We start from the raw sequence: 20,836 nt of genomic DNA, 5'->3' as shown, positions 1-20,836 counted from the left end.
CTCCGTTAATGTTGATATCTTCCATACGATTTTACAGATCGATCTTGTAACACAATCATTCGACGTTGCACTCACAAAACCTCCCCTAGGTACCCATATAAAAAGGACACGTGGTAATCTTACCCACATGCCCTGTTTCCCCCCCTGCTCCTCGCTTCCGTGAGTGAGGTCGTTTATTCGAGCGGGAATATAAAACACAAAACCCTATCTCATAAGATAGGGCTACGATTGTTCAGGTTATTAATGATCCATTCCTTTAATTCGATGAATGATATTCCGTTCCTGCTCATGGTTCATTTCTTCTATACGCTTATTTAGGAAAAAAGCATCTATCCAACTCCAAAGTAAGGATCCGCTTAGTATGAAGATGAGCACCCACAACATGAAGTAATTGAACGATTCTAAATCAGTGTAAACAGCTAATAAAATTATGGCGATACTTGGAACAAATGTAGTCGCAAACATTATGCTTGCATACAAATAGTTTTCAGTATAGAACCTGTGAGCACCAAAGAAGTGTAATCCTGCCCAAAGGCCCCAAACTGCTTCTTTAGATTTTCGCTTTTTGAGTAATTCTGCCTCTAATATGCCTAGCTCTTCCAAAGTTAAAGTGCGCAATAATTGTAAGTTATCCATTTTCTTATACTCGTAAACCTATCCCGCGGCTACTTCTGAGTTAGCTCTTGCTTGACTAATCAGACGAAGCTCAGAAAGGATCTCATTCTCAATCTTTTCATTGGTATCCTTAATCATACCGGACAAAAGAAATAAGTCAATTAATGTCCATATTCCTAATCCACCAAGCGTAAGTAACATGGCAACCCCTGTTCCAACTCTGCCTAGGTAAAAACGGTGCCCTCCGATACCACCTGTAAAGAACCAAAGTAACCAAGCAATACCACCCGTTTTTTGTTTCTTACTCATCTCGGATGCAAGTAATTGAAGTTGCTCCGTTGTTAAGTTTTGCTTTTGCAAAAGTGACGACATATTTCGACCCCATCTCTCAATAATGGCTAAATTATACAATGTAATTTCTTTAATTAATAGTACCTTTTTATTAAATTTGGTTAATTTTTCATAAAGATTGCAAAATTCCCTATCTTTACCCCTACTAACTACCTAATAAATTTTTTCTATGAGATACACTTTAGGATTAGCTTTCAGGTCCTTTTCCCTGTCATCTAGGGTAGCGCGAGAAATCTCTATATCTCTCAGAAAAGCGTATTCAGCGGTGGGCGGAGCGTCCCAACCATCAGTTAACAGTCGGATTAGTTCACGATTCCACGCGTTCGATCTGGACTTCGGGACAGAGCAACGGAGTTTGATTCATCCAAATACCTGTATGAAATTGGCTCGATTACCAAAACAATGATCAGCCTGTTATTGGCAATCGGCGAGCAAGCGAATTACAAGGATGATGATTAAATCAGCGCTCTTGCATAGATAGTCATCATCTACGGCGGGCTGGCCGCAGGTATATTTGAAAACGGTGGACGTTGGATAGGCTTCTCTTTTCTATTAAAAAAGCGCAAAGAGCGCAAAGATGGCATTGCTGTAGGGATAGGCCACGGCGGCATCGAGGTATTGATAATAAGCGTCGGTATGGGCATACTGCATTCGAGCGTATCCCTGCGATATTTATAAATTGCATCTCTCCACGCCTCTCTGTATCACTCTAAAAAGGCGAATTTTAAGGGCACCCAAATTGGGTGCCCTTAAAATCGCAGTGATCCTCGAATACAGCCTCGATCACCCACGGAACTTTGTTAGCTAACTTGATCAATTACTGCGTCTTTTGCGGCGGTTCTCCACCACCTGCTGGTGGCATTCCACCTCTGCCTCCGCCCTGTCCTCGATTGCCGCCGGGGCCTCCCATCCCGCTTCTTGCCGCGGTCACACCCGATTCGGACAACCAGGTTATGACACTCGAGGTTGTAAAATCAACCACCTTCGTCCCCCCTTGGTACTTGCCGCCGTCATAGAGACCGTTCACTTGACTACCAGTCGACGTTCCTCCCGAGCTAAGCGTATATGAAGCATCCTTCTTGATTGTCGGGGAGCTGACGAACAAAGACTGATAGCTTTTCGGTGGAGTAAATGTTAGAACCGTATTGCCATCGCTATCTTCCAGATGAACCATAGCGCCTGCTTGCTGCGCTTTCGAGTAGGTCATCAGAACGCCTGGCTGTGTCGATTGCTCGGATGTAGCTTGCGCCATGCCGGAGCTGCCTGCGGCAACCAGGAATCCACCCGTCATTACGAATGTCCCGTCGTAATCCAAGGGGCCATTGCCGTTCTCAGTTGGACCGTTAACGATAACGGTACCGCCGGTCATTGCAATCGAACCGTTCGAATCTAAACCATCGCCTTTCGAATCGACAGTAAGATTCCCTCCGCTAATCGTAAGTTTGTTGCTTGAAGCCGCGCCGGATTGATTTCCACCAGGTCCAGCAGGCCCACCTCCACCAGCGGCTTCGGCATCTCCCGATGAGATATTCACGCCGTCATCACTCGAGACAACACTTGTTTTACCGTCTGAGATCACGACCGTAGGGGCTTCGATCCCTTCATTGCTTTTGGCAATATCAATCGTACCTCCCGCGATAGCGATCGAGACCTCCGCGTTAATCCCATCGTCGCCGGCATTAATATGCATATCTCCCCCATTTATGTGAAGACCGCCGCTGCTATGCAAGGCATCTTCGCCGGAATTGATGTTGAACGAACCGCCGGCAATGTCAATGTAACCTTCGGAACCCTCTGTATCCTTCGTTGTTTTGATTCCGTGTCCGCCAGCTTCGATGGTCATACTGCCTTCTTGGACAGCCACTAAATCGCGCCCCATAAGTGCATCGTCAATAGCATGAATATCAAGCGTTCCTCCCGTTATTTTCAGCTTATCCTTACTGGTGATACCATTGTTGTAATTTCCTTGAACGACGAGCTTTCCGGCACCATTGATCGTAAGATCGTCTTTGCTGAAGATAGCCGAATTGGGTTCGTCTGTTGACGCATCCGGGTAGACGTAAGTTTTTCCGTCTGAGACCAGGTTATTTGTTCCCTCTTGCAACGAGATAATTGTCTTCCCTGCTTCTTCGACGAAGATAGCCGAGGTACTGTTGTTATAAATCTCCGCTCCGTTTAATACCAAACGAACGGTTCCTTTATCCTTTACGTCGATCGCGATTTGACCGTTATCCAGTTTCCCGCTCACCACATAGGTTCCAGCCGCTGTGATCGAAACCGTACTTTCCTTCACCTCTGCCCCTGAACCGTTAATGCTTGCACCGGTACCATTCAGCTTGATTTCGGTCGGATTCGACGAGCTCCAATCCGTGTACTTGTCATCATCAGCATACTCGACCTTCTGGATTAGATCGGTACTGGCTGCTTTCGTACTTGACGCGGCTGCCGTAGACTGAACCGATGCTGTCGAAGAAGCCTCCGCATTGGAATTTGTTGTGGCGGTTTGATCGCTGCATGCTGATGCTATAACAGCACATAATAGAACTATACCGGCTTGTTTTGTTATTAAAAGTTTTTTCATATCTCATCTACCTCTCTAATTTTAGTATTCTGATGCGGTTGGACTCATCGTTAGGGTAATATCCAAGTTTCCATTCCTGCACCTGACGGCATCGAGGAATTCTTTCTGGTTCGTGAGATGATCGATGGTAACCAGATATACAAGCTCATACAAACTGCCCAGCTCGGTGGTTCTGACCTTTCTCAACTCATAATCAATCTTGAATGTCTTGAAGATCTCATCAAAAGCTTCCTCGTACCCCAGATTTTCCGGGATTGTTACTTTCAGCATTTTCTGCGAGGATCTTTTTGCTCCAAAATTGATAGCTTTCAGGAAGAACATTAATAAGCAAAGAGCAATTGTGAATAGCACCGCGTAACCGAATGAACCGACACCACATGCGAGTCCAGCCGCCATCGTAAACAAGACGAACGCGATATCCTTCGGATCTCCGGGAGCGCTTCTGAACCGAATAATGGAGAATGCTCCGGCAAGACTAAAGGCTCTAGCTATGTTGCTGCCGATCAACAGGATGATAACCGCTATGATCGCAGGCAATACAATCATCGTCAAAGTGAAGCTCTGATTATACATAGGTTGAGTTTTCATATAAGTGAAGCTGATAATCGCACCTAGTGCGAAAGAAATCAAGATAGTTAACAACGCATTGACTAAGGTTAAGTCCGAACTTACCTGAGCCGAAGCCAAAATGGATTCTATCATAATTGAATTCTCTCCCCCGCTAATCTTTCATTTCGCATTTTTTTGTATTCATTACCGTACTTGGAGAAGCTTGTTCGAAACATTTGGTGTTCAGACAGCATTTTCGATAGCCAGAGGGGCACCGTTTTCTCCGCCTTCACTTCCATTAACCATTGCCCGCGGCTGATCAGCGATTCTCCTTGATCCCCACTTTCAAGCTTGAGGTCATACCGCCTAGATCGGATATTCGTATCAAAAGTAATCCGCAAATCCCGGTTATTTTTGCAAAACATCGCAATTCGGTCATAAGCCAGGAACACTTTGGGCTGCAGGTCATATCGCTGAAGGAAGTATTTGATTTCCTGGATGACTTGCTTGTTCATATAAGTCTTGAATTCCGGCTCAATACCTGAGCTTACAAAATCATAAGCCTCGTTCAACTTCAGCGCCGTCCTTCGCTTGTTCACTAAACCGAACACCTTTTTCTTAAGCTCCAAGTACACCTTGCCATCTTCTTCAGGAATGCCGTAGGCTCTTATTCGGAGTTTCTCCCTGTATTTTGGCTTCGCCAAGCTGTTCCTGATTAAAGAATCATGTTCGGTATCGTAATACATGTTGCTTATCGAATAGAACTTATCATTCTTGTTGTATTCATCGAGCTCCATATATTCAAGCAATCGGTTATATATAACGTAAAAGGCTTTGCTATCCATCAGATATTTATTTTCATATCGGTTGAACACTTCGATCGCCATTGGGATGCTCCCCTTTCTCCTTTGCGAGTGCTTGCTGCTTCATGTCTGTATATTAGCCCTCGAACCTTTAGTGAAACTTAAATGATGGATTTCATGTAAATTTTTTATTAAGCTCTAGACAAGTGTTAAGATTAAGTTTGATTAAAGGTTCGATCCCTATAATGAAGTCATGCAGCAGCGTGGCTTTACCAAACTGACACAAAAAGGGGAAGCAATCATGAGAATTTTAATTGTAGAAGATGAGGTTCATTTAGCGGAGGCTTTAACCCAAATTTTAAAAAAACACAATTACTCCGTCGACGCTGTCCATGATGGCCAATCTGGGCTGGATAATGCATTAAGCGGCATATATGATCTGTTATTGCTCGACATTATGTTGCCTGAGATGGACGGCATCACCTTATTGAAGACGATTCGCAACAAAGGGATTTCGACTCCCGTTATCCTGCTTACAGCCAGAGGGGAAATATCCGATAAGATTTCAGGTCTGGATTACGGCGCTGACGACTATGTTGCCAAACCGTTCTCGACCGAGGAGCTGCTCGCGAGAATTAGAGCGGCTTTAAGGCGCAAAGGCGAGGTCATGCCCGAAGATGCGTTAAAGTTCGGAGATATCGAATTGAATACGGGGAATCTCAAGCTTACGTGCAAAGGAAAGGAACTCAAGCTGATTTTAAAAGAAAGCGAATTGCTGGAGCTGCTAATGTCGAGGAAGCTTTCGGTAACATCGAAAGAACAGATCATCGAAAAGCTCTGGGGCTTCGATTCCGAGGTTGAACATAACAACGTGGAAGTCTACATCTCTTTTTTGAGGAAAAAAATTGCTTTTCTGAATTCATCGGTCCGAATAAACACCATTAGAGGCGTAGGCTATGTTTTGGAGGTGACCACCTAATGTTCAGCAAGCTTCGCAATCGATTTCTTATCGCTAACCTGGTCATCATCTCCTTCATCATGCTCTTGGCCTTTGCTTCCATTTATACGATTACCTATCAGAACGTACGGCGCGATATCGATATGGAGCTGCATAAAGTATCCGACTTCTACCTCAAGCCTGGCGGAAAAAAGGGAGAGCCGCGACCAGATGGGGATCATCCTCCACAAGAGTCCAAGGTAAATGCCGACCTGTCGCCGGAACGCTCAGTCTCTTTCTTATTGCAAACAGACGCACAGTGGAAGATCACAGCCACCAAATCCCGATTTGACATGGACACCGAGTTCTACGACCTGGCGATAAAGAAAGCCGCCTCCAATAACTCGGATGACGGCCAATTTAAACTAGATGGCAATTCATGGGCTTATATCGTGCAGAAAAATGCCACAGGGTATTCCGTTGTATACCTTGACGTCACTGCTCGGCAGAACATCCTTACGAATCTCGTGTATACGTTCTCTGTCGTGGGATTGATTATGCTCATTGTCATCTACTTTACGAGCCGATTTTTCGCGAACCGCTCCATCGCTCCTGTCAGAGAAGCCTTCAATAAACAGAAGCAATTTATCGCCGACGCTTCCCATGAATTGAAAACGCCATTAGCCGTCATTAACACCAATGCGGACGTTCTCTTATCCAATAGCGAAGATACGATTCACAATCAATCGAAGTGGTTGCACCATATTAAATCGGAAACGGAAAGAATGAAGACGCTGACCAACGATCTCCTATACCTAACCGAAATGGATGACTCCAGAGCAAGAATGATCTTCACGAACTTCAACGTGAGCGAATCCGTTGAAAGCGTCATTCTAACGATGGAAGCCGTTATGTTCGAGAAAAATATTTCATTAAATTACGAGATTGAACCTAACTTGCCCCTTCACGGCAACAGCGAGCAAATCAAGCAGGTGGTCATGATTCTCTTGGATAATGCCATCAAATACACCAATCCTAAAGGATCTATCTCGCTCACCTTAAAGAAGCGTCATAACGATATTATGCTAAAGGTGACCAATACAGGCGAAGGCATCCCACTAGAGCATCTAGAAAGAATCTTCGACCGCTTCTTCCGCGCTGATTCATCTCGTTCACGCAAGTATGGCGGATATGGCCTGGGACTCGCTATAGCCAAATCAATTGTCGAACAGCATAAAGGAAAGATTTACGCGAAAAGCGTGCTGAATGAGACTACTTCGTTTTATGTTCAGTTTCCCTAGGCTTGCAGCTAACACAAAAAATGCCCCTCCACATAAGATTGACGATACACGGTCCCCGCTCCCTAACTTTTGAATAAATCAGACCAAAAAAGCGTCAAAGACACACAATTGTTCTTCGACGCTTCAATTATATACACCTCGGTCAATAGCTTGCGCTGTTGACCATCGCTAGGGCGAAATTTTCAGAATTTGCTGGATAATCGGCGTAATTCCACTTACCATAAACTCAATGGCAATCACCATAACAATTAGTCCCATTAAACGCATTAGCACATTATTGCCTGTTGGCCCAATCAATCGATAAATTTTAGCTGAGTTAACAAGGACAATGTAAGTAAGCATAAGTACAACCGCCATCACAACTATTAATATAATCTTCTCCATCAAATTTGTCGTAGATTCCATAAGAACAATTCCATTAGTAATTGCCCCAGGACCACAAATCATTGGAATAGCCAATGGAGTAATGGAAATATCATTTACATATGTATCGACATCCGCTTTATCAACCTTTGTACGAACAAGTCGTGCCTGAAGCATATCCTGTCCCATTAAAATGAAAATAACCCCACCGACAATCTTTAAACTGTTAATTGAAATGTTGAAAAAGTGAAATACCCATTCGCCAGTAGTTGAAAATATGAGCAATATAAAAAATGAAACAATTACTGCTTTACGAGCAGTATGGACTTTCTTCTGTGATTCAAGATCGGCTGTCATCGACATAAAGATTGGCATAATGGCAAGTGGATTAATGAGTGTAAAGAATGAAGTGAGGCTCAGCAATAAAAATGATGTGTACATTTCCATGTAGTATCTCCTAGTTGTATGTTCTGTTTCCTTGTCCAGTTTTTAATAGTTCTCAATCCGTATCGGTAGTGTCCTTTTCCAAAGAATGAATTTCCTGCTTAATGGCATCCATTCTTTTGGTTCCGCAATCATACATCACATATGATTTAATGCTCAATTCGATATGCACCCTAAATCTTTCATCAAAAACTTGCCGTCATTTGTGATAAGGCTCCCCCCGATTTATCCGCATCGCGCGATAAATCTGCTCCACCAGCACCAGCCGCATCAGCTGGTGCGGCAGCGTCATGCGGCCAAAAGACAGCCGCATATCCGCACGGCGCAGCAGCTCGCTCGATAGCCCCAGCGAGCCGCCGATCACGAAGGCCACCTGGCTCCGCCCATAGGTGGCCAACTTGTCGAGCGAGCCTGCCAGCTGCTCGCTCGACCACATCTCGCCGTCGATGGCCAGCGCCACGACGTACACGTCCGCAGCGAGCTTGGCTAATAGCCTCTCGCCTTCCTTCACACGCACCTGCTGCTCCTCAGCAGGGCTCATGTTCTCCGGTGCCTTCTCATCCGGCACCTCAATCATCTGCACCTTGGCATACGGCCCAAGGCGCTTAACATACTCCGCTATCCCGTCCACGAGATAGCGCTCCTTCAATTTCCCTACGGTTAATATCTGTAAATGCATAACCGACAATCTCCCCTCATTTGCTCCATTGGATAAAATACAATCAAATCGAGCTCATTCACCCTATTTCCCCGCTTTCATTGGAGCTAATCCAACAGAATGCTCCAAAAACAGCTCCTCTGAGCTAGTTTCCACATATTCCACTGTATAAATCCAATGGAACTAACCCTAACCGCGGATGTCAGGAGACTTCATTGGATCTAATCCAATCAAACTCGTCCAGTTCGTGTTGATCGACCCGCTCCCAACCCAAACAAAAAAGGAAGGCCTCCGCCTTCCTCATACAACTAGAAATCGCGCTAACTCCTTGCAGTGTTCGCAGTGCGTCGGTGGCTCCCAACTAGCAAAGTGGGTCTTCTGCAGATCCACAATGTCCGGAGCTTCCTCATACTCATCAACAAACTCATCAATCGCGATTTCCACATGATCTTTACAAACTACATGCATGCAAGTACCTCTCATCCGCAATGTTTCTATCCACGCATATCTTGTATCTCTTCAAATATCACTTATCTTTCATCTTTCATCTTTTATCTTTCATCACTTATCCATCGCTTCAACCAAAGTAACCACCGCATTCAGCTTCTTACCGCCGCGGTAGTACACCACGTTGACCTTATCGCCAATCTTCTTCTCGTTATACAAATATTTCCGCAGCGAGATCGTACTGTCAATCTTGCGGTCATCCAACTGGACAATGACATCCTGAGCTTTGAGGCCCGCTTCTTTGGCAGGTCCCGACACATCGAAGACGATAACTCCAGTCTTAACATCCGTAGGGAGCTTTAATACATCCGTCCCTTTAAAAGCTTGCAGTTCCTGCGTCGAAACACCCATCAACGGTCTTTTCACCTTATGATCCTTGATCAAGCTCTCAATAATCGGCTTCACACTATTAATAGGAATGGCAAAACCTAACCCTTCCACGCCCGTATCTGATATCTTCATGGAATTGATTCCGATAACCTTGCCCTCGATGTTCACCAGAGGTCCGCCGCTGTTCCCTTGGTTGATAGCCGCATCCGTTTGGATAACATCCATCTCCCAGTCGTAATCCGTGCCTTCACGTGTCAGCGAAACCGGTATCGTTCGTTTTGGCGAAGAAATGATACCTTGGGTAACGGTCGGCGAGAATCCAAGTCCAAGCGGGTTGCCTACCGCAATCGCCATCTCTCCTGCTCGCAGCGTTTCAGAATCACCGAATTCAGCAAGCACTTTAATGTCTTTCCCATCCGCTTCCAACACAGCCAGGTCTGTAATCCGATCGCGACCGATTAGGGTTGCTTTGCGATGCTCACCTTGAAAATTAACGATTTCGAACTGGTTCCCGTTCTCAACAACGTGACTATTCGTCACAATTCGAATTTTATCACCATTCCGTGCGAAAATAACACCCGACCCAATCCCCAGTCCGGTCTCTTGCCCTTTATCATCCTTCTTCGAGGAAATAACGCTGACCACAGCAGGCTTTATTTTCTCCGTTGCCGCTACAACAGAATCGTTGCTATTCATCGGATGCACCTCGGCTTTTGCCGCAGAAGCTGGTATAGCTAGCGCTGCCCCAGATGAGTCACTTTTCCCGAAGCCGCCAAATACCCCGACCAGCAAAAGCATGGCTAGCGCTCCGCCTACTCCAGCAATGAGGGCCACATTCCGTCTGCGTCCCGCGAAGCTAGTGAATGCCCCTGTCCCTTTGGGACGCCAAGAATCCTGACGCTGCCTGGACCTTTTGGTAGAATAAAAATCATCATCAAACAAACTCATATCGGGTCCCTCCTCGCTGATAGGGGTTAAGCTATGCCGCTCTCGCCTTGAATTGTTATTTTTCAAATAATAGGAATGTTTCGTTCACTTCTTGCCTACAATAATAGTAAACCAAATCTCTTAACGAAATACTAGAGTTAACTGAAATTTTAAATCATACAAATAAAGGAGAATGCTCAGAATGAACCGTATTCCTTCCCATTTTGATGAAATTAACATGATTGGTAAGCTCGCTGACCTTAAAGATAGTCACTACCACCAGTCACTCGTCCTCTCATCTCTCATTCAAGTTCTGATCGATAAGGGTCTCATCACTGCGCAAGAAATCCAGCTCAAATCCAAAGAGCTCGACGCTGCGCTTACTCCGAATCCAATACATCCCATTTCGTAGAGCGGTCAAAATATGTATCCATCAGCCGCAGCTGTTTAGCTTCAGGGGCACGCTCTTGTACTATGTTATTCAACGTTAGCCTGGCCAAATCCATTAAATTATGGTCACGACTTAAATGCGCCATATAGACAGACTTCGTCTTGTTCGTCAACACGTCACAGAGCGCTTCCCCTGCAGCTTCATTGGATAAATGACCCTTGTCCCCAAGGATACGACGCTTAATACTCCATGGATAATGCCCCACGCGCAGCATGTCCACATCGTGATTCGTCTCGAGTACCAAGCTATCTGAATCCGTAATCTTTTCTTTGACTTTCTCACTCATGTATCCCAAGTCCGTTACAACACTTAACTTCTGTTCCCCTTCATAAAAGCAGTACCCCACCGGCTCCGCTGCATCATGTGATATTCCGAATGATTCAACACGAAGCGTACCGAATTCCTCGATACCTCCGGTTTCCATCACCTTCTTGTTGCCTTCCGCGATCACACCGATTTGACGGTCCAGCTCTTCCCAAGTCTTCTCATTCGCATAGATAGGCAAATCATATTTGCGAGCCAGCGCTCCCAGCCCTTTAATATGATCCGAATGCTCGTGTGTGACCAGAATGGCATCAATACTGCTCGCCTCGAGCTCACGTTCCTTCATTAACAGCTCCATCTTCTTGGCGCTAAATCCCACATCAATCAGCAGCTTGATTTCACCATTGTCAACCACCGTCGCATTACCCGTCGAACCGCTCGACAGTACCGTAAACCTCATACCCATCTTCCCTACTCCTCTATGCCTACATGTCATCCATCTAGCCGTCCATTGTTGACTATCACACTTGCCTACTTCTTATCCTTGCTCTTGTCCCCGCTATTTTCAGGGTTCTCCGTTGTTTTCGCACCATCCACTTGCGTACCAAATGGAGCTAGTTCAGACCCTTTCTGCGGAGACTCAACTGCTCCATTGAAAGCTTGTAAATAATAAATATCTCCGTTATCGATCGTAATCCGCCAATGTGGAAACATCGGTTGCGTTTCTGAGTTATACGGCTGTCCGTGATACCCCAGTCTGACTTCCGTAATAATAGCGCCGTCACTCAAATAATTGTCCACTAAGCTGCGAACAGCTAACTGGGCAGGGATCAGCTTCTGCTCCGTCTGTTCTACTCCTGATTCTACTTCAACGTAAGCTTGACGGTAACTGGTAATTTCTCCATTTTGTTCATTCAGCTCCACCCAAACGTCGAAGAGCGGAAGCTTGCCATAAAGCTGTGTGAACACATAGACACCATTTTTTCTCATCGAATCCAATTGGTACAGACCAAAGTGTGGAATCTCCGATTGCGCTTGAATTTCTTTACTAGCCCCTTTACCAAGGAGAAGGCTCATGTTAATGGGTGTTTTCAATGTTTTCTGCTCACCTGGCTTTATACTATCGTCGTACTTCACCGTGATGACCTTCAACTTCAGTTGATCCGTCGGTAACTCATCCATTAGCCGTATATTTTTATTTCGGAGCGCGTTATTCAGCTCTTCTACAGTACTTGATGTATCCAAAGCGATTTCCGTCTGATTGGAACGATTGGTGGACCAAAGTTGGAAACCAAGAATCATATTCAACATCAAAAAGGAACAAATCAAAATCGTTTTAGCCCGACTCCAATTCATGATCTCACCAACCTTTCCTCAGAAATGGAACCTGTTTACTCCACAAAATCGTATGTGCCATCACGCAGTTCAATAGCCCATGTTGCCGTCAATACAAGCGTCTTATCCGTTATTACCGGACGATATGCTGGGAAAATAGTAACAATACTGGATCGCTTCTGATAATACTGCAGCCTTTCTTCCAAAGCATCACCGGACATGATTTCAAAATCACGACGCTGTACTGTCTTCAGATCGGGAATAATCATCGACCTCTCGAATCCAGAAATAATTCCCTTCTGAACTTGCATTTTCACGGAACCATAGCCCTCAGCCTGCGGCGTAATAATCGGCAAAGATTCATAGTACTGTCGGAACGTGAACGAGTGATTATCGATTAATTGCTTCTGTGGCGTGTGAGAAACTATATATTTCCCATCCCAACCGATATGCTGATTAATAAATTTGATACCCGCCTGCAAGTCTTCCAATACCTCTGTTTTACTTTCTACTGGCGCTACAGGATCCGAATACGTGACCCACCGCAGATCTCGATTTAGCTGAAAACCGCGCTTGCTGTCCGTATAAATTTCAGAACCGTCGCGCTCTTTGAGATACCTAGTAATACCTGGATCAACGAACAGGCTTTGTTTTAATTGATCTGACGTCAACAAGCTATAACTAAATATATAGTTCGGCAGTCGAAGCGGCTTTATTGGGAGATAGTAATCCCCGCTGTTTGTCGTTTTGTATAGGTTCGTGAGGTCACCAAATGCCGCGAAATTTTCCACATCTTTACTGGTAAAATCGGCCCCGATGACTTCATACCCAACGCCCGGGGAATCCGTAAAGAAGAAGGCACGAACATCCTCGTTATTGCCCTTAGAGTAAATCCATATCCGTGTGATTTTATCATTATCAATCGGCATTTCGCCTTCAATACGAAGCAGCTGCTGAAGAATCGTAAAAGGGATGCCGTCGCGGAATCGAATCTCAACCCCTTGCTGTTTCGTTCGAACTTCTTCCCAGTTCACATTGACCAAATACATCGACGTTTTGCGAAAGCCTTTAAAACTTCGCTGCTTAATATTTTCGAGCAGTCTTGTATAGTAGTAATTGTTTGGATACAGAACAGAGTGCTGCTGATTGCCTAAGTGAACGATGATTTGATCAGGGAACAGCATGTCATGCAGCTCCGATTGCTTCCCTAATGTCTCCGTCTGAACATAATTACTTTGTTGTATAGGCTCAATCTTCGGCGGGGTGTAAGAAGCTAAATAGAAGCTTTGGTACAAGCTCGTCCCAATCAGGACAACAAGAAGGATGGATTTCAGACTCTCGATCATAGCTCATCTTCCTCCTCTTGCTGAATCGGCAGTGTGAATACAACACGAGTTCCTTGTCCCAGTTCCGACTCCAAAATGATCGAACCGCCATGTGCTTTTACTATTTCCCGGGCAATTGAAAGACCTAACCCCGTACCGCCCATATTGCGGGAACGCGCTTTATCCACACGGTAGAATCGGTCAAAAATGCGGGACAGATCTTTCTTCGGGATGCCAATTCCGTTATCCTGAACCGAAATTTCCAGAACATCCTTCTCGATCTTCCTCGCTTCAAGCTGAATGGCCCCTTCATCACCCGTATACTTAATTGCATTCGACACGAGATTGTCGAGTACTTGATCAATTTTATCCCGATCGAGCAGTAAGCTGGTTACGCCCTGCTCCACATGAATTAGAATTTGAATCTTACGCTGCTGCAGCTGGAAAGAGAAACGGTCGGCCACCTCCTCCAGCATCTCGCTCACAAGCGTCGAGGATTTACTCATCATCGATTGCTTGGAATCAAGCCTCGATAGATGCAAGAGATCCGTCACTAAGCGGATCATCCTCTCCGTCTCGCTGCGCGTAACGCTGATGAAGCGTGAAGCCAGCTGCGGCTCCTCGATTGCGCCATCATCTAGCGCTTCCAGATAGCTCTTGATCGTCGTCAGCGGCGTACGCAGCTCATGTGATACGTTCGCTACGAATTCGCGCCTCGCCTGCTCCAGCTTCTCCTGATCCGTTACGTCCTGTAGCACCGCAATAATCCCATTTTGTCCTTCACCTCTTCGGTGAATCGGCGTGAATGTGATACGTACGGATAACTGCTCATCGTCATCGGGGAGATGAATATCCAGCAGCGTCGTACTAACATGACCTTGGAGGAAACCGCGAATCGTATCCATCGGAATGCCAAGCACCTCAGATATGTCCAGACCGAGAGTCGTCTCCTCTTCCGTTTGCAGAATTTGCTTCGCCCTGCGGTTAAGCACGATGACATGGCCTCTATCGTCCGTGGCAATAATCCCGTCATTCATATTCGTTAAGATCGAAGCGAGCTTCTCTTTCTCTTCTTCATTCAGCGAGAGCGCTTCTTTGAGCCTATTCATCATAAAATTAAATGTATGACCGAGCTGCCCAATCTCATCGGTCCCTTGAATAATAACCTGTTGATCAAAGTTGCCTTCTGCGACAGCCGTCGCCTGCTTCGTAATCTCTTTGATCGGATTCGTGATCGTACTAGTAAGGAGCACACCCAGAATAGCGGTTAACCCTAGAGCAATCAAGGTTCCCGAGATGAGAATGCGGTTAATCGATCGGATCGTTTTATAGACATCTTCCATCGAAGCGATAATGTATACCGCACCCAGGACACGGGCACCGCTGCCCACCGGTTTGGCGATAATGACCTTCCGATAACCATCCTCATCCGTGAAGATCCGTTGGTTATCCTTAATCCCCTGCAGCGCCCTGATGACTTCCGGCTGCGTGTTCTTCTGTTTCAAATGATTAGGAACCGATGTACTAATGACGTTCCCGTTCGCATCTATAATTTGAATTTCCGCATTATTAATAGAAAATAAATTGCTGACGAATTCGTTCAAATCCGCGTACGTCTTCTTGCCTTCAGCAGCGTTCTTGCTGTCCTGATCCCCTGTGAGGTACGATCCCACAAAACCGGCCAGCAGCGTTACCTGACTGTTGCGTGAAGCCAAAAAGTCATTCTTGAAATACGTCTCCACCGTCTTATAGAAATACACGCCAATGAGCTGCATCGCAATCAGAATAAGTAAGACATAAATAATAATCAGCTTCGCTTGAATCGATTGAAAGAAGCGGATGCCCTTCATGCTCAGAAGCCTCCGGCCTTAGGACTGCGCATTAAGTAGCCGAGGCCCCTGCGCGTCATTATATACTCCGGACGGCTCGGGTCCGTCTCCAGCTTCTCGCGTAAGCGCCGAATCGTTACATCGACTGTTCGTACGTCGCCGAAATATTCAAAGCCCCACACCGCCTGCAGCAGGTGCTCGCGTGTCATGACTTTGCCTGAATTTTTGGCCAAATACTGAATAAGCTCGAACTCCCGATGTGTCAAATCGAGCGGTGTGCCATCTTTATACACCATGTACATGTCGTTATCGATAAACAGGGCATGAATACGCATCCCATTCCGCTGCGTGTCTGACTCGCTTGGAGCCGACTGCGCTTTCGTCTGTCTGCGCAGGTGCGCCTTCACTCGGGCAAGCAGCTCCCTAGTACCGAATGGCTTGGTCACATAGTCGTCTGCGCCCATCTCTAGGCCAAGCACTTTATCCAGTTCTGTATCTTTGGCTGTGAGCATAATGATAGGAGTATTCAGCTTCGAGCGAACCTCTCGGCACACATCCATCCCATCCTTCACAGGCAGCATGAGATCCAGCAATATCAGATCCGGCTGCTCAGAGAAAGCAAGCTCTACAGCGCTTCCTCCGTCATACGCACAGATGACCTGGTAGCCCTCTTTTTCCAAATTAAATTTCAAAATATCTGCAATCGGTTGTTCGTCATCCACCACGAGAATTTTACCAAACAAACCTACCACCGCCTACTCAAGGATAAATGACTTCGTCCCACTGGGACGAGCATGTAAAGTCAGTCTATTTCCTGCATACTACCCTCTATTTTATCATACATTCAAGTGAGAAACCCTCTACCCGAGGCAAATTGAAACTTATTCTTTCTATTGTGGAAAAAAGAGACAAGGCCCCCCGAGTTGTTCGGTTTGACCTTGCCTCTGTCTATAATTAGCGGTTTAAATACTTTAAAGGATTTTCTAAACTACCACTTTTGTGAATCTCAAAATGTAAGTGAACACCCGTGGAGTCGCCTGTACTTCCCATAATACCAATTTTATCGCCCTTTTCGACGATAGTACCTTCGGTGGTGGTGATTTTGCTCAAATGACCATATAACGTCTCGTAACCGTTCAAATGATTAATAATAATATAATTGCCATAATCGGATTTATAACCGGTTTCCGTGACTTTGCCGTTATCGGCCGTCATGATATTTTTGTTGCCAGTAATATCAATTCCTTTGTGGAGCTTACCCCAGCGCATGCCGAACGTACTTGAAATACTTGGGGAAATGACAGGCCACGCGAACTTCCCTGAGCCTTCGCCTTGAATGACTTTGGTTCCTTTTTTCACCTTAGCCATAACAGGTTTATCAATGATCTCTTCATTCACAAGCTTCTCTTCGGTCATTAAACCGTCGACCTTCGTCACTTGAATCGTAACCTTCTTCAGCCCATTCTTCCCAGCGGTTATCGGTTGAACAACACCTACACGAAGTGAATCATCTTTCACATACTCAGTGTCGTATTGAATCTCCTGATTCTGTACAACCCGTTCTGTTGTCTTAACAGAGAGCGTTGGTTTGAGCACCGTCACATCAAGTTGGTTGCCGATTTTCAGCTTATCATCTTGAAGGCCGGGGTTTTTATCATAAATGAATTGCTTTGTAATCCCTAATTTCTTCGCGATACAGGAAACGCAATCTCCCTCGACAACCGTATACTTAGCAGGCTGTACATCACCGGTCTTGAGCTTTTTAATTACATCTTCCGGTTTAGCCAAATCATCTGGTTCGATAGGAACTTCCTTGGTATCTACCTGCTGAACAAATTCTACTTTCTCGAGTTCCGATGGTGCTGTTGTGATATCCTCACCCAACCCTGTTGATAGGGCAGCTACCTTAGCGGTTTCCTTGGCTTTAGGCGCGAAGGGTGCACTTACCTGTTCAAGAATCTGATCAGCCGTCTGCTGATCCTTCACAATTGCGATGGTTTTCCCATCTACCTTCAATTCAATGCCGACCGGTTGCGGCACAAGCAGCTTATCAAGTGTTGCCAAAACAGCTGAATCATCTGGTTCTACATTGTAAGCCTTTTCAGACTCATAGGTAACTCCGTTTGTTTTCAGCACGACATGCACATCTGGGAATTTTTGTTGCACTTCTTGCGGTTTTCTTTGCTTATATTCTTCAATAATCTTATTGTCGCTTACAATACCTATTTCTTGGCCATCCAGCTTCACATGATACACATTCACCATGCCTGCTTCAACATATTGATGTCCAGTAAACGTAATTATCCCAGTTAGTGCGATTGCACTAACTCCCAGAGCAAGGGACCATTTTTGTCGTTTCATTACCGTTAGCGTCGTTATTGTCGTTGATTCTTCCAGCTGCTTGTCTGATATTGATTCATTTCCGGTCAAGCTTTCTCGCTTAGGCGTGAATCTCTTGATGAGATCCATGACAAAGCGCATTCCCCTGAAACCTGTCATGATCTTCTCCCTTTGAACGGTTTTGCATCCGTAGATACATAAATAAACCTTGATTAGACATAATATCCATAAAGGATGTCTTCCTTTTGTTAAATTTAACACACTTTCTCTGCCTATTTCAACAAAATACTCGATATCCATGTGATAGATTCGTGTCCATCACCAAAAGAAGGCGCTAAAAATTCATTTTTTTGTATGAAAATCCAAGAGATTATGCGCATTGTTACAAGGTTTGACGAATTAGCATGAAAAATTGAAAGGGGACATCAACGATGGAAATTAATTTGGCTGCTACATTCCAAAATAGGGATAATTTAGAGCAAGCGGCGGAAGTTCTTAAACTGCAAGGTGTACTAGATATCAAATTCGATAATAGCGTAGTGCCTAGTTCTGATCAAGGTGACAGCTTCATTCAATCCGTAGACAGCTTTGCTGCTGAGCCCTCCTTTGCACTCATGGTAAGTGTTGAGAAGTCACGCTACCGCCAAGCTGAGGATACGATTATCAAATACGGCGGACAACTCCATTAATACTTGCTCAGGATATCTGTAAGCTGCTTCAATTCCTTCTCACTTAAGTACTTTTTAAGCGTGTCATTGACTTGCTTTAACTCCTCTGTGGTAATCCCATCTTCGAGCAAAACGGATAGATTCTGCACGTCACTTTGCGGCAGCTTGGCAACAACTAGAGAAAATATTTTCATCTTATCGTCGCTGGACAGTGCTTCTTTTTTTTTGGCAAAATCCTCCGTCGACATAACGAGTTCCTTTTTCTGCTCGTTCGCTTCACTTCGCGCTCTTCCCATAACGGCTATGGCATCATCCTTGGCTCCTTGGGAAGCATCTCCACTGTCAGTAGAACTAACTCCACTTGTGGGAAGTTGATCGTTTGGACTAGGGCTAGATTGGCTTCCAGACGGGTTGAGACTAGGAACAGGCTTCGTAGGTGCAGGGCTTTCAGATGGGGCAGCTTGCTTCCCCCCGTCTCTACGCATAACTATATTCAGCTCCCCCGCCAATCTTGCAGCAAATTCGTTAAATTGAACCTTTTTACCCAAAGCTGGGATCTGATATTGTCGAAATATATCCTCCACGTACATGTTTACAACATACCATGTCGTAAACATCGTAATCGATGTAATCAGGACTGTTCCAATGACGATCTTACTTAACCATGCTATTAGTTTCATTCTCGCTATCACTCCTGGCGCATAATCATGTTCCTCCTTCCCAGTATTGACGAAATCATCTCCATTAAATCCCTTTTTGATAAAAAAGAAATCCTCTAAGCTGCTAACAGCCTAGAGGATTTCTTAAGTTATTCAGGAAAAAGCGAACATTACGCCTCATTTGGTTATGATTATGCGTAGATTGGACGAACCAGGTTCGTTTGCTCACGGTTACGACCTACGGAGAAGATCGCGATTGGAATACCTGTCAGCTGGGAAACACGCTCCACATAATGTCTGGCATTCTCAGGCAGATCGCTCAGCGTACGTGCGCCGGATACGTCTTCTGTCCAACCTGGAAGCTCTTCATATACAGCTACACACTCGGAGATAGCTTTCAGGCTAGCTGGGTAGTGCTCAATCAACTCGCCGCGGTACATGTAGCCTGTGCAAATTTTTACCGTTTCAAGGCCAGTTAGAACGTCAATGGAGTTAAGGGATAAGCCCGTGATTCCGCTAACGCGTCTTGCGTGACGAACAACAACGCTGTCGAACCAACCAACACGACGTGGACGACCCGTTACTGTACCATATTCAAAGCCTTTTTCACGAATCCAAGCGCCGATTTCGTTGTCTAGCTCCGTAGGGAACGGGCCATCACCAACACGCGTCGTGTAAGCTTTTGCCACACCAATGATATTGTGGATCTTCGTTGGGCCTACACCAGAACCAATGCATACACCGCCTGCAGTTGGGTTCGAGGAGGTAACATACGGGTATGTACCTTGGTCGATATCCAACATAACACCTTGTGCGCCTTCGAATAGTACTCTGCGTCCTTGATCAATGTATTGGTTCAATACAACCGACGTATCCGTTACATATGGACGAATGACTTCAGCGTACTCGAGATATTCTTTGAGAATCGGCTCTACATCAAGACCCTGTGAACCGTAAACTTGCTCAATCACAACATTTTTCTCTGCAACGATGCGTCTAAGCTTCAATTCAAACTCTTCCGCGTCCATTAGATCAGCGATACGAATACCGTTACGAGCTGCTTTATCCATATAACAAGGTCCGATCCCTTTGCGGGTCGTGCCAATTTTGCTATCACCTTTGCGATCTTCTTCCAGACCATCCAACAACAAATGATACGGCATAATGACATGCGCGCGGTCACTAATGTTAAGGTTCGTCGTCGTAAAACCGTTATCATGAATGTAGTTAATTTCTTCAATGAGTGCAGCCGGGTTAATCACCATGCCATTCCCGATTACACAAGCTTTATCTTTGTAAAAAATACCTGAAGGTATCATCGTTAGCTTATATTTCTTCCCGCTAATAATGATTGTATGGCCTGCATTGTTACCACCTTGATAACGAGCAACAACCTCAGCAGATTCCGCTAAGAAATCCGTGATTTTCCCTTTCCCTTCATCTCCCCATTGCGTACCGACAACAACAACCGTTGACATATGCACTTACCTCCGTACGGTGACGAATCACCCATAATGAGCCGTTATGGCTTTAGTACCACAGAGAGAAGTTGGACTTCATTAAAGCGCTAAAGCGTCTAGTGTCCATCTTACTTTCCCT

Annotated in this window: 21 protein-coding genes and 1 pseudogene; 5 read left to right on the top strand and 17 right to left on the bottom strand. The window is 45.3% G+C overall.

The features are described from left to right. Positions 1 to 240 precede the first annotated feature (240 nt). Entirely contained in the window at positions 241 to 636 is a 396-nt protein-coding gene (locus QFZ77_RS05085; protein WP_307436974.1) for an NINE protein, read from the bottom strand. An 18-nt stretch (positions 637 to 654) separates the two neighbouring features. After that, positions 655 to 987, bottom strand: coding sequence for a TM2 domain-containing protein (locus QFZ77_RS05080; RefSeq protein WP_307436969.1), 333 nt, complete (start codon positions 985 to 987; stop codon positions 655 to 657). 456 nt (positions 988 to 1,443) lie between these two features. On the opposite strand from QFZ77_RS05080, the pseudogene QFZ77_RS05075 reads away from it, so the two are divergent. Next, positions 1,444 to 1,593, top strand: a pseudogene (locus QFZ77_RS05075) (YhfC family glutamic-type intramembrane protease); the annotation flags it as partial. A 190-nt stretch (positions 1,594 to 1,783) separates the two neighbouring features. Here the strand turns inward: QFZ77_RS05075 and QFZ77_RS05070 are convergent. The 3 genes from QFZ77_RS05070 to QFZ77_RS05060 are packed head-to-tail and all read right to left on the bottom strand — an operon-like array spanning position 1,784 to position 4,983. Continuing rightward, the gene (locus tag QFZ77_RS05070) at positions 1,784 to 3,547 is read right to left on the bottom strand and encodes a carbohydrate-binding domain-containing protein (RefSeq protein WP_307436968.1); all 1,764 of its coding nucleotides are present in this window, start codon (positions 3,545 to 3,547) and stop codon (positions 1,784 to 1,786) included. A gap of 21 nt (positions 3,548 to 3,568) precedes the next feature. Then, positions 3,569 to 4,249 (bottom strand): DUF4956 domain-containing protein, encoded by a 681-nt coding sequence (locus tag QFZ77_RS05065; protein WP_307436965.1) that lies wholly within the window; start codon positions 4,247 to 4,249, stop codon positions 3,569 to 3,571. Beyond that, positions 4,246 to 4,983, bottom strand: coding sequence for a polyphosphate polymerase domain-containing protein (locus QFZ77_RS05060; protein WP_307436962.1), 738 nt, complete (start codon positions 4,981 to 4,983; stop codon positions 4,246 to 4,248). The genes QFZ77_RS05065 and QFZ77_RS05060 overlap by 4 nt, the downstream gene beginning before the upstream one ends. Positions 4,984 to 5,200: 217 nt before the next feature. Between QFZ77_RS05060 and QFZ77_RS05055 the strand changes: the two genes are divergently transcribed. Both QFZ77_RS05055 and QFZ77_RS05050 read left to right on the top strand, forming a co-directional pair. Then, a complete protein-coding gene (locus QFZ77_RS05055) occupies positions 5,201 to 5,878 on the top strand; it encodes a response regulator transcription factor (protein WP_307436960.1) in 678 nt (225 codons plus the stop codon). Next, positions 5,878 to 7,137 carry a sensor histidine kinase gene (locus tag QFZ77_RS05050; RefSeq protein WP_307436955.1) on the top strand — a complete coding sequence of 420 codons (1,260 nt, stop codon included), beginning with the start codon at positions 5,878 to 5,880 and terminating at the stop codon, positions 7,135 to 7,137. The genes QFZ77_RS05055 and QFZ77_RS05050 overlap by 1 nt, the downstream gene beginning before the upstream one ends. A 168-nt stretch (positions 7,138 to 7,305) precedes the next feature. Here QFZ77_RS05050 and QFZ77_RS05045 read toward each other — a convergent pair whose 3' ends face one another. The 4 genes from QFZ77_RS05045 to QFZ77_RS05030 all read right to left on the bottom strand — a co-directional run bounded on the left by QFZ77_RS05045 (position 7,306) and on the right by QFZ77_RS05030 (position 10,387). Continuing rightward, positions 7,306 to 7,947 (bottom strand): MarC family protein, encoded by a 642-nt coding sequence (locus tag QFZ77_RS05045; protein ID WP_307436953.1) that lies wholly within the window; start codon positions 7,945 to 7,947, stop codon positions 7,306 to 7,308. Positions 7,948 to 8,143: 196 nt separating this feature from the next. Beyond that, complete coding sequence (rlmH, locus tag QFZ77_RS05040) at positions 8,144 to 8,623, bottom strand: 23S rRNA (pseudouridine(1915)-N(3))-methyltransferase RlmH (protein ID WP_307436950.1); 480 nt, start codon at positions 8,621 to 8,623, stop codon at positions 8,144 to 8,146. A gap of 279 nt (positions 8,624 to 8,902) precedes the next feature. Further along, the gene (locus QFZ77_RS05035; protein ID WP_063860151.1) at positions 8,903 to 9,070 is read right to left on the bottom strand and encodes a CxxH/CxxC protein; all 168 of its coding nucleotides are present in this window, start codon (positions 9,068 to 9,070) and stop codon (positions 8,903 to 8,905) included. A 93-nt stretch (positions 9,071 to 9,163) separates the two neighbouring features. After that, a complete protein-coding gene (locus tag QFZ77_RS05030) occupies positions 9,164 to 10,387 on the bottom strand; it encodes a S1C family serine protease (RefSeq protein WP_307436942.1) in 1,224 nt (407 codons plus the stop codon). A 181-nt stretch (positions 10,388 to 10,568) separates the two neighbouring features. On the opposite strand from QFZ77_RS05030, the gene QFZ77_RS05025 reads away from it, so the two are divergent. Then, positions 10,569 to 10,778 (top strand): hypothetical protein, encoded by a 210-nt coding sequence (locus QFZ77_RS05025; protein ID WP_029196124.1) that lies wholly within the window; start codon positions 10,569 to 10,571, stop codon positions 10,776 to 10,778. Here the strand turns inward: QFZ77_RS05025 and QFZ77_RS05020 are convergent. From QFZ77_RS05020 to QFZ77_RS04995, 6 genes are all read right to left on the bottom strand, one after another. Next, positions 10,747 to 11,547: an MBL fold metallo-hydrolase gene (locus QFZ77_RS05020; RefSeq protein ID WP_307436938.1), complete on the bottom strand. Its 801-nt coding sequence runs from the start codon at positions 11,545 to 11,547 to the stop codon at positions 10,747 to 10,749. The genes QFZ77_RS05025 and QFZ77_RS05020 overlap by 32 nt on opposite strands. A gap of 65 nt (positions 11,548 to 11,612) precedes the next feature. After that, on the bottom strand, positions 11,613 to 12,437 hold the full coding sequence (gene yycI, locus QFZ77_RS05015) for a two-component system regulatory protein YycI (RefSeq protein WP_307436934.1): 825 nt from the start codon (positions 12,435 to 12,437) through the stop codon (positions 11,613 to 11,615). A 35-nt stretch (positions 12,438 to 12,472) separates the two neighbouring features. Further along, entirely contained in the window at positions 12,473 to 13,762 is a 1,290-nt protein-coding gene (locus QFZ77_RS05010) for a YycH family regulatory protein (protein ID WP_307436931.1), read from the bottom strand. After that, the gene (gene walK, locus QFZ77_RS05005; RefSeq protein ID WP_307436928.1) at positions 13,759 to 15,591 is read right to left on the bottom strand and encodes a cell wall metabolism sensor histidine kinase WalK; all 1,833 of its coding nucleotides are present in this window, start codon (positions 15,589 to 15,591) and stop codon (positions 13,759 to 13,761) included. The genes QFZ77_RS05010 and walK overlap by 4 nt, the downstream gene beginning before the upstream one ends. A gap of 2 nt (positions 15,592 to 15,593) precedes the next feature. Beyond that, positions 15,594 to 16,313: a response regulator YycF gene (gene yycF / locus QFZ77_RS05000; RefSeq protein ID WP_029196128.1), complete on the bottom strand. Its 720-nt coding sequence runs from the start codon at positions 16,311 to 16,313 to the stop codon at positions 15,594 to 15,596. A gap of 211 nt (positions 16,314 to 16,524) precedes the next feature. Further along, entirely contained in the window at positions 16,525 to 18,069 is a 1,545-nt protein-coding gene (locus QFZ77_RS04995; RefSeq protein WP_307436923.1) for a peptidoglycan DD-metalloendopeptidase family protein, read from the bottom strand. Positions 18,070 to 18,341: 272 nt separating this feature from the next. On the opposite strand from QFZ77_RS04995, the gene QFZ77_RS04990 reads away from it, so the two are divergent. Further along, the gene (locus QFZ77_RS04990) at positions 18,342 to 18,599 is read left to right on the top strand and encodes a hypothetical protein (RefSeq protein WP_307436920.1); all 258 of its coding nucleotides are present in this window, start codon (positions 18,342 to 18,344) and stop codon (positions 18,597 to 18,599) included. Here the strand turns inward: QFZ77_RS04990 and QFZ77_RS04985 are convergent. Both QFZ77_RS04985 and QFZ77_RS04980 read right to left on the bottom strand, forming a co-directional pair. Then, on the bottom strand, positions 18,596 to 19,258 hold the full coding sequence (locus QFZ77_RS04985) for a hypothetical protein (RefSeq protein WP_307436918.1): 663 nt from the start codon (positions 19,256 to 19,258) through the stop codon (positions 18,596 to 18,598). The two genes, QFZ77_RS04990 and QFZ77_RS04985, sit on opposite strands and share 4 nt — an antisense overlap. Before the next feature lie 170 nt (positions 19,259 to 19,428). Next, positions 19,429 to 20,715, bottom strand: coding sequence for an adenylosuccinate synthase (locus tag QFZ77_RS04980; protein ID WP_307436915.1), 1,287 nt, complete (start codon positions 20,713 to 20,715; stop codon positions 19,429 to 19,431). Positions 20,716 to 20,836 lie beyond the last annotated feature (121 nt).

Source organism: Paenibacillus sp. V4I3 (genome assembly GCF_030817215.1).
Taxonomy (GTDB): Bacteria; Bacillota; Bacilli; order Paenibacillales; family NBRC-103111; genus Paenibacillus_E.
This window is presented reverse-complemented; position numbering and strand designations above follow the sequence as displayed.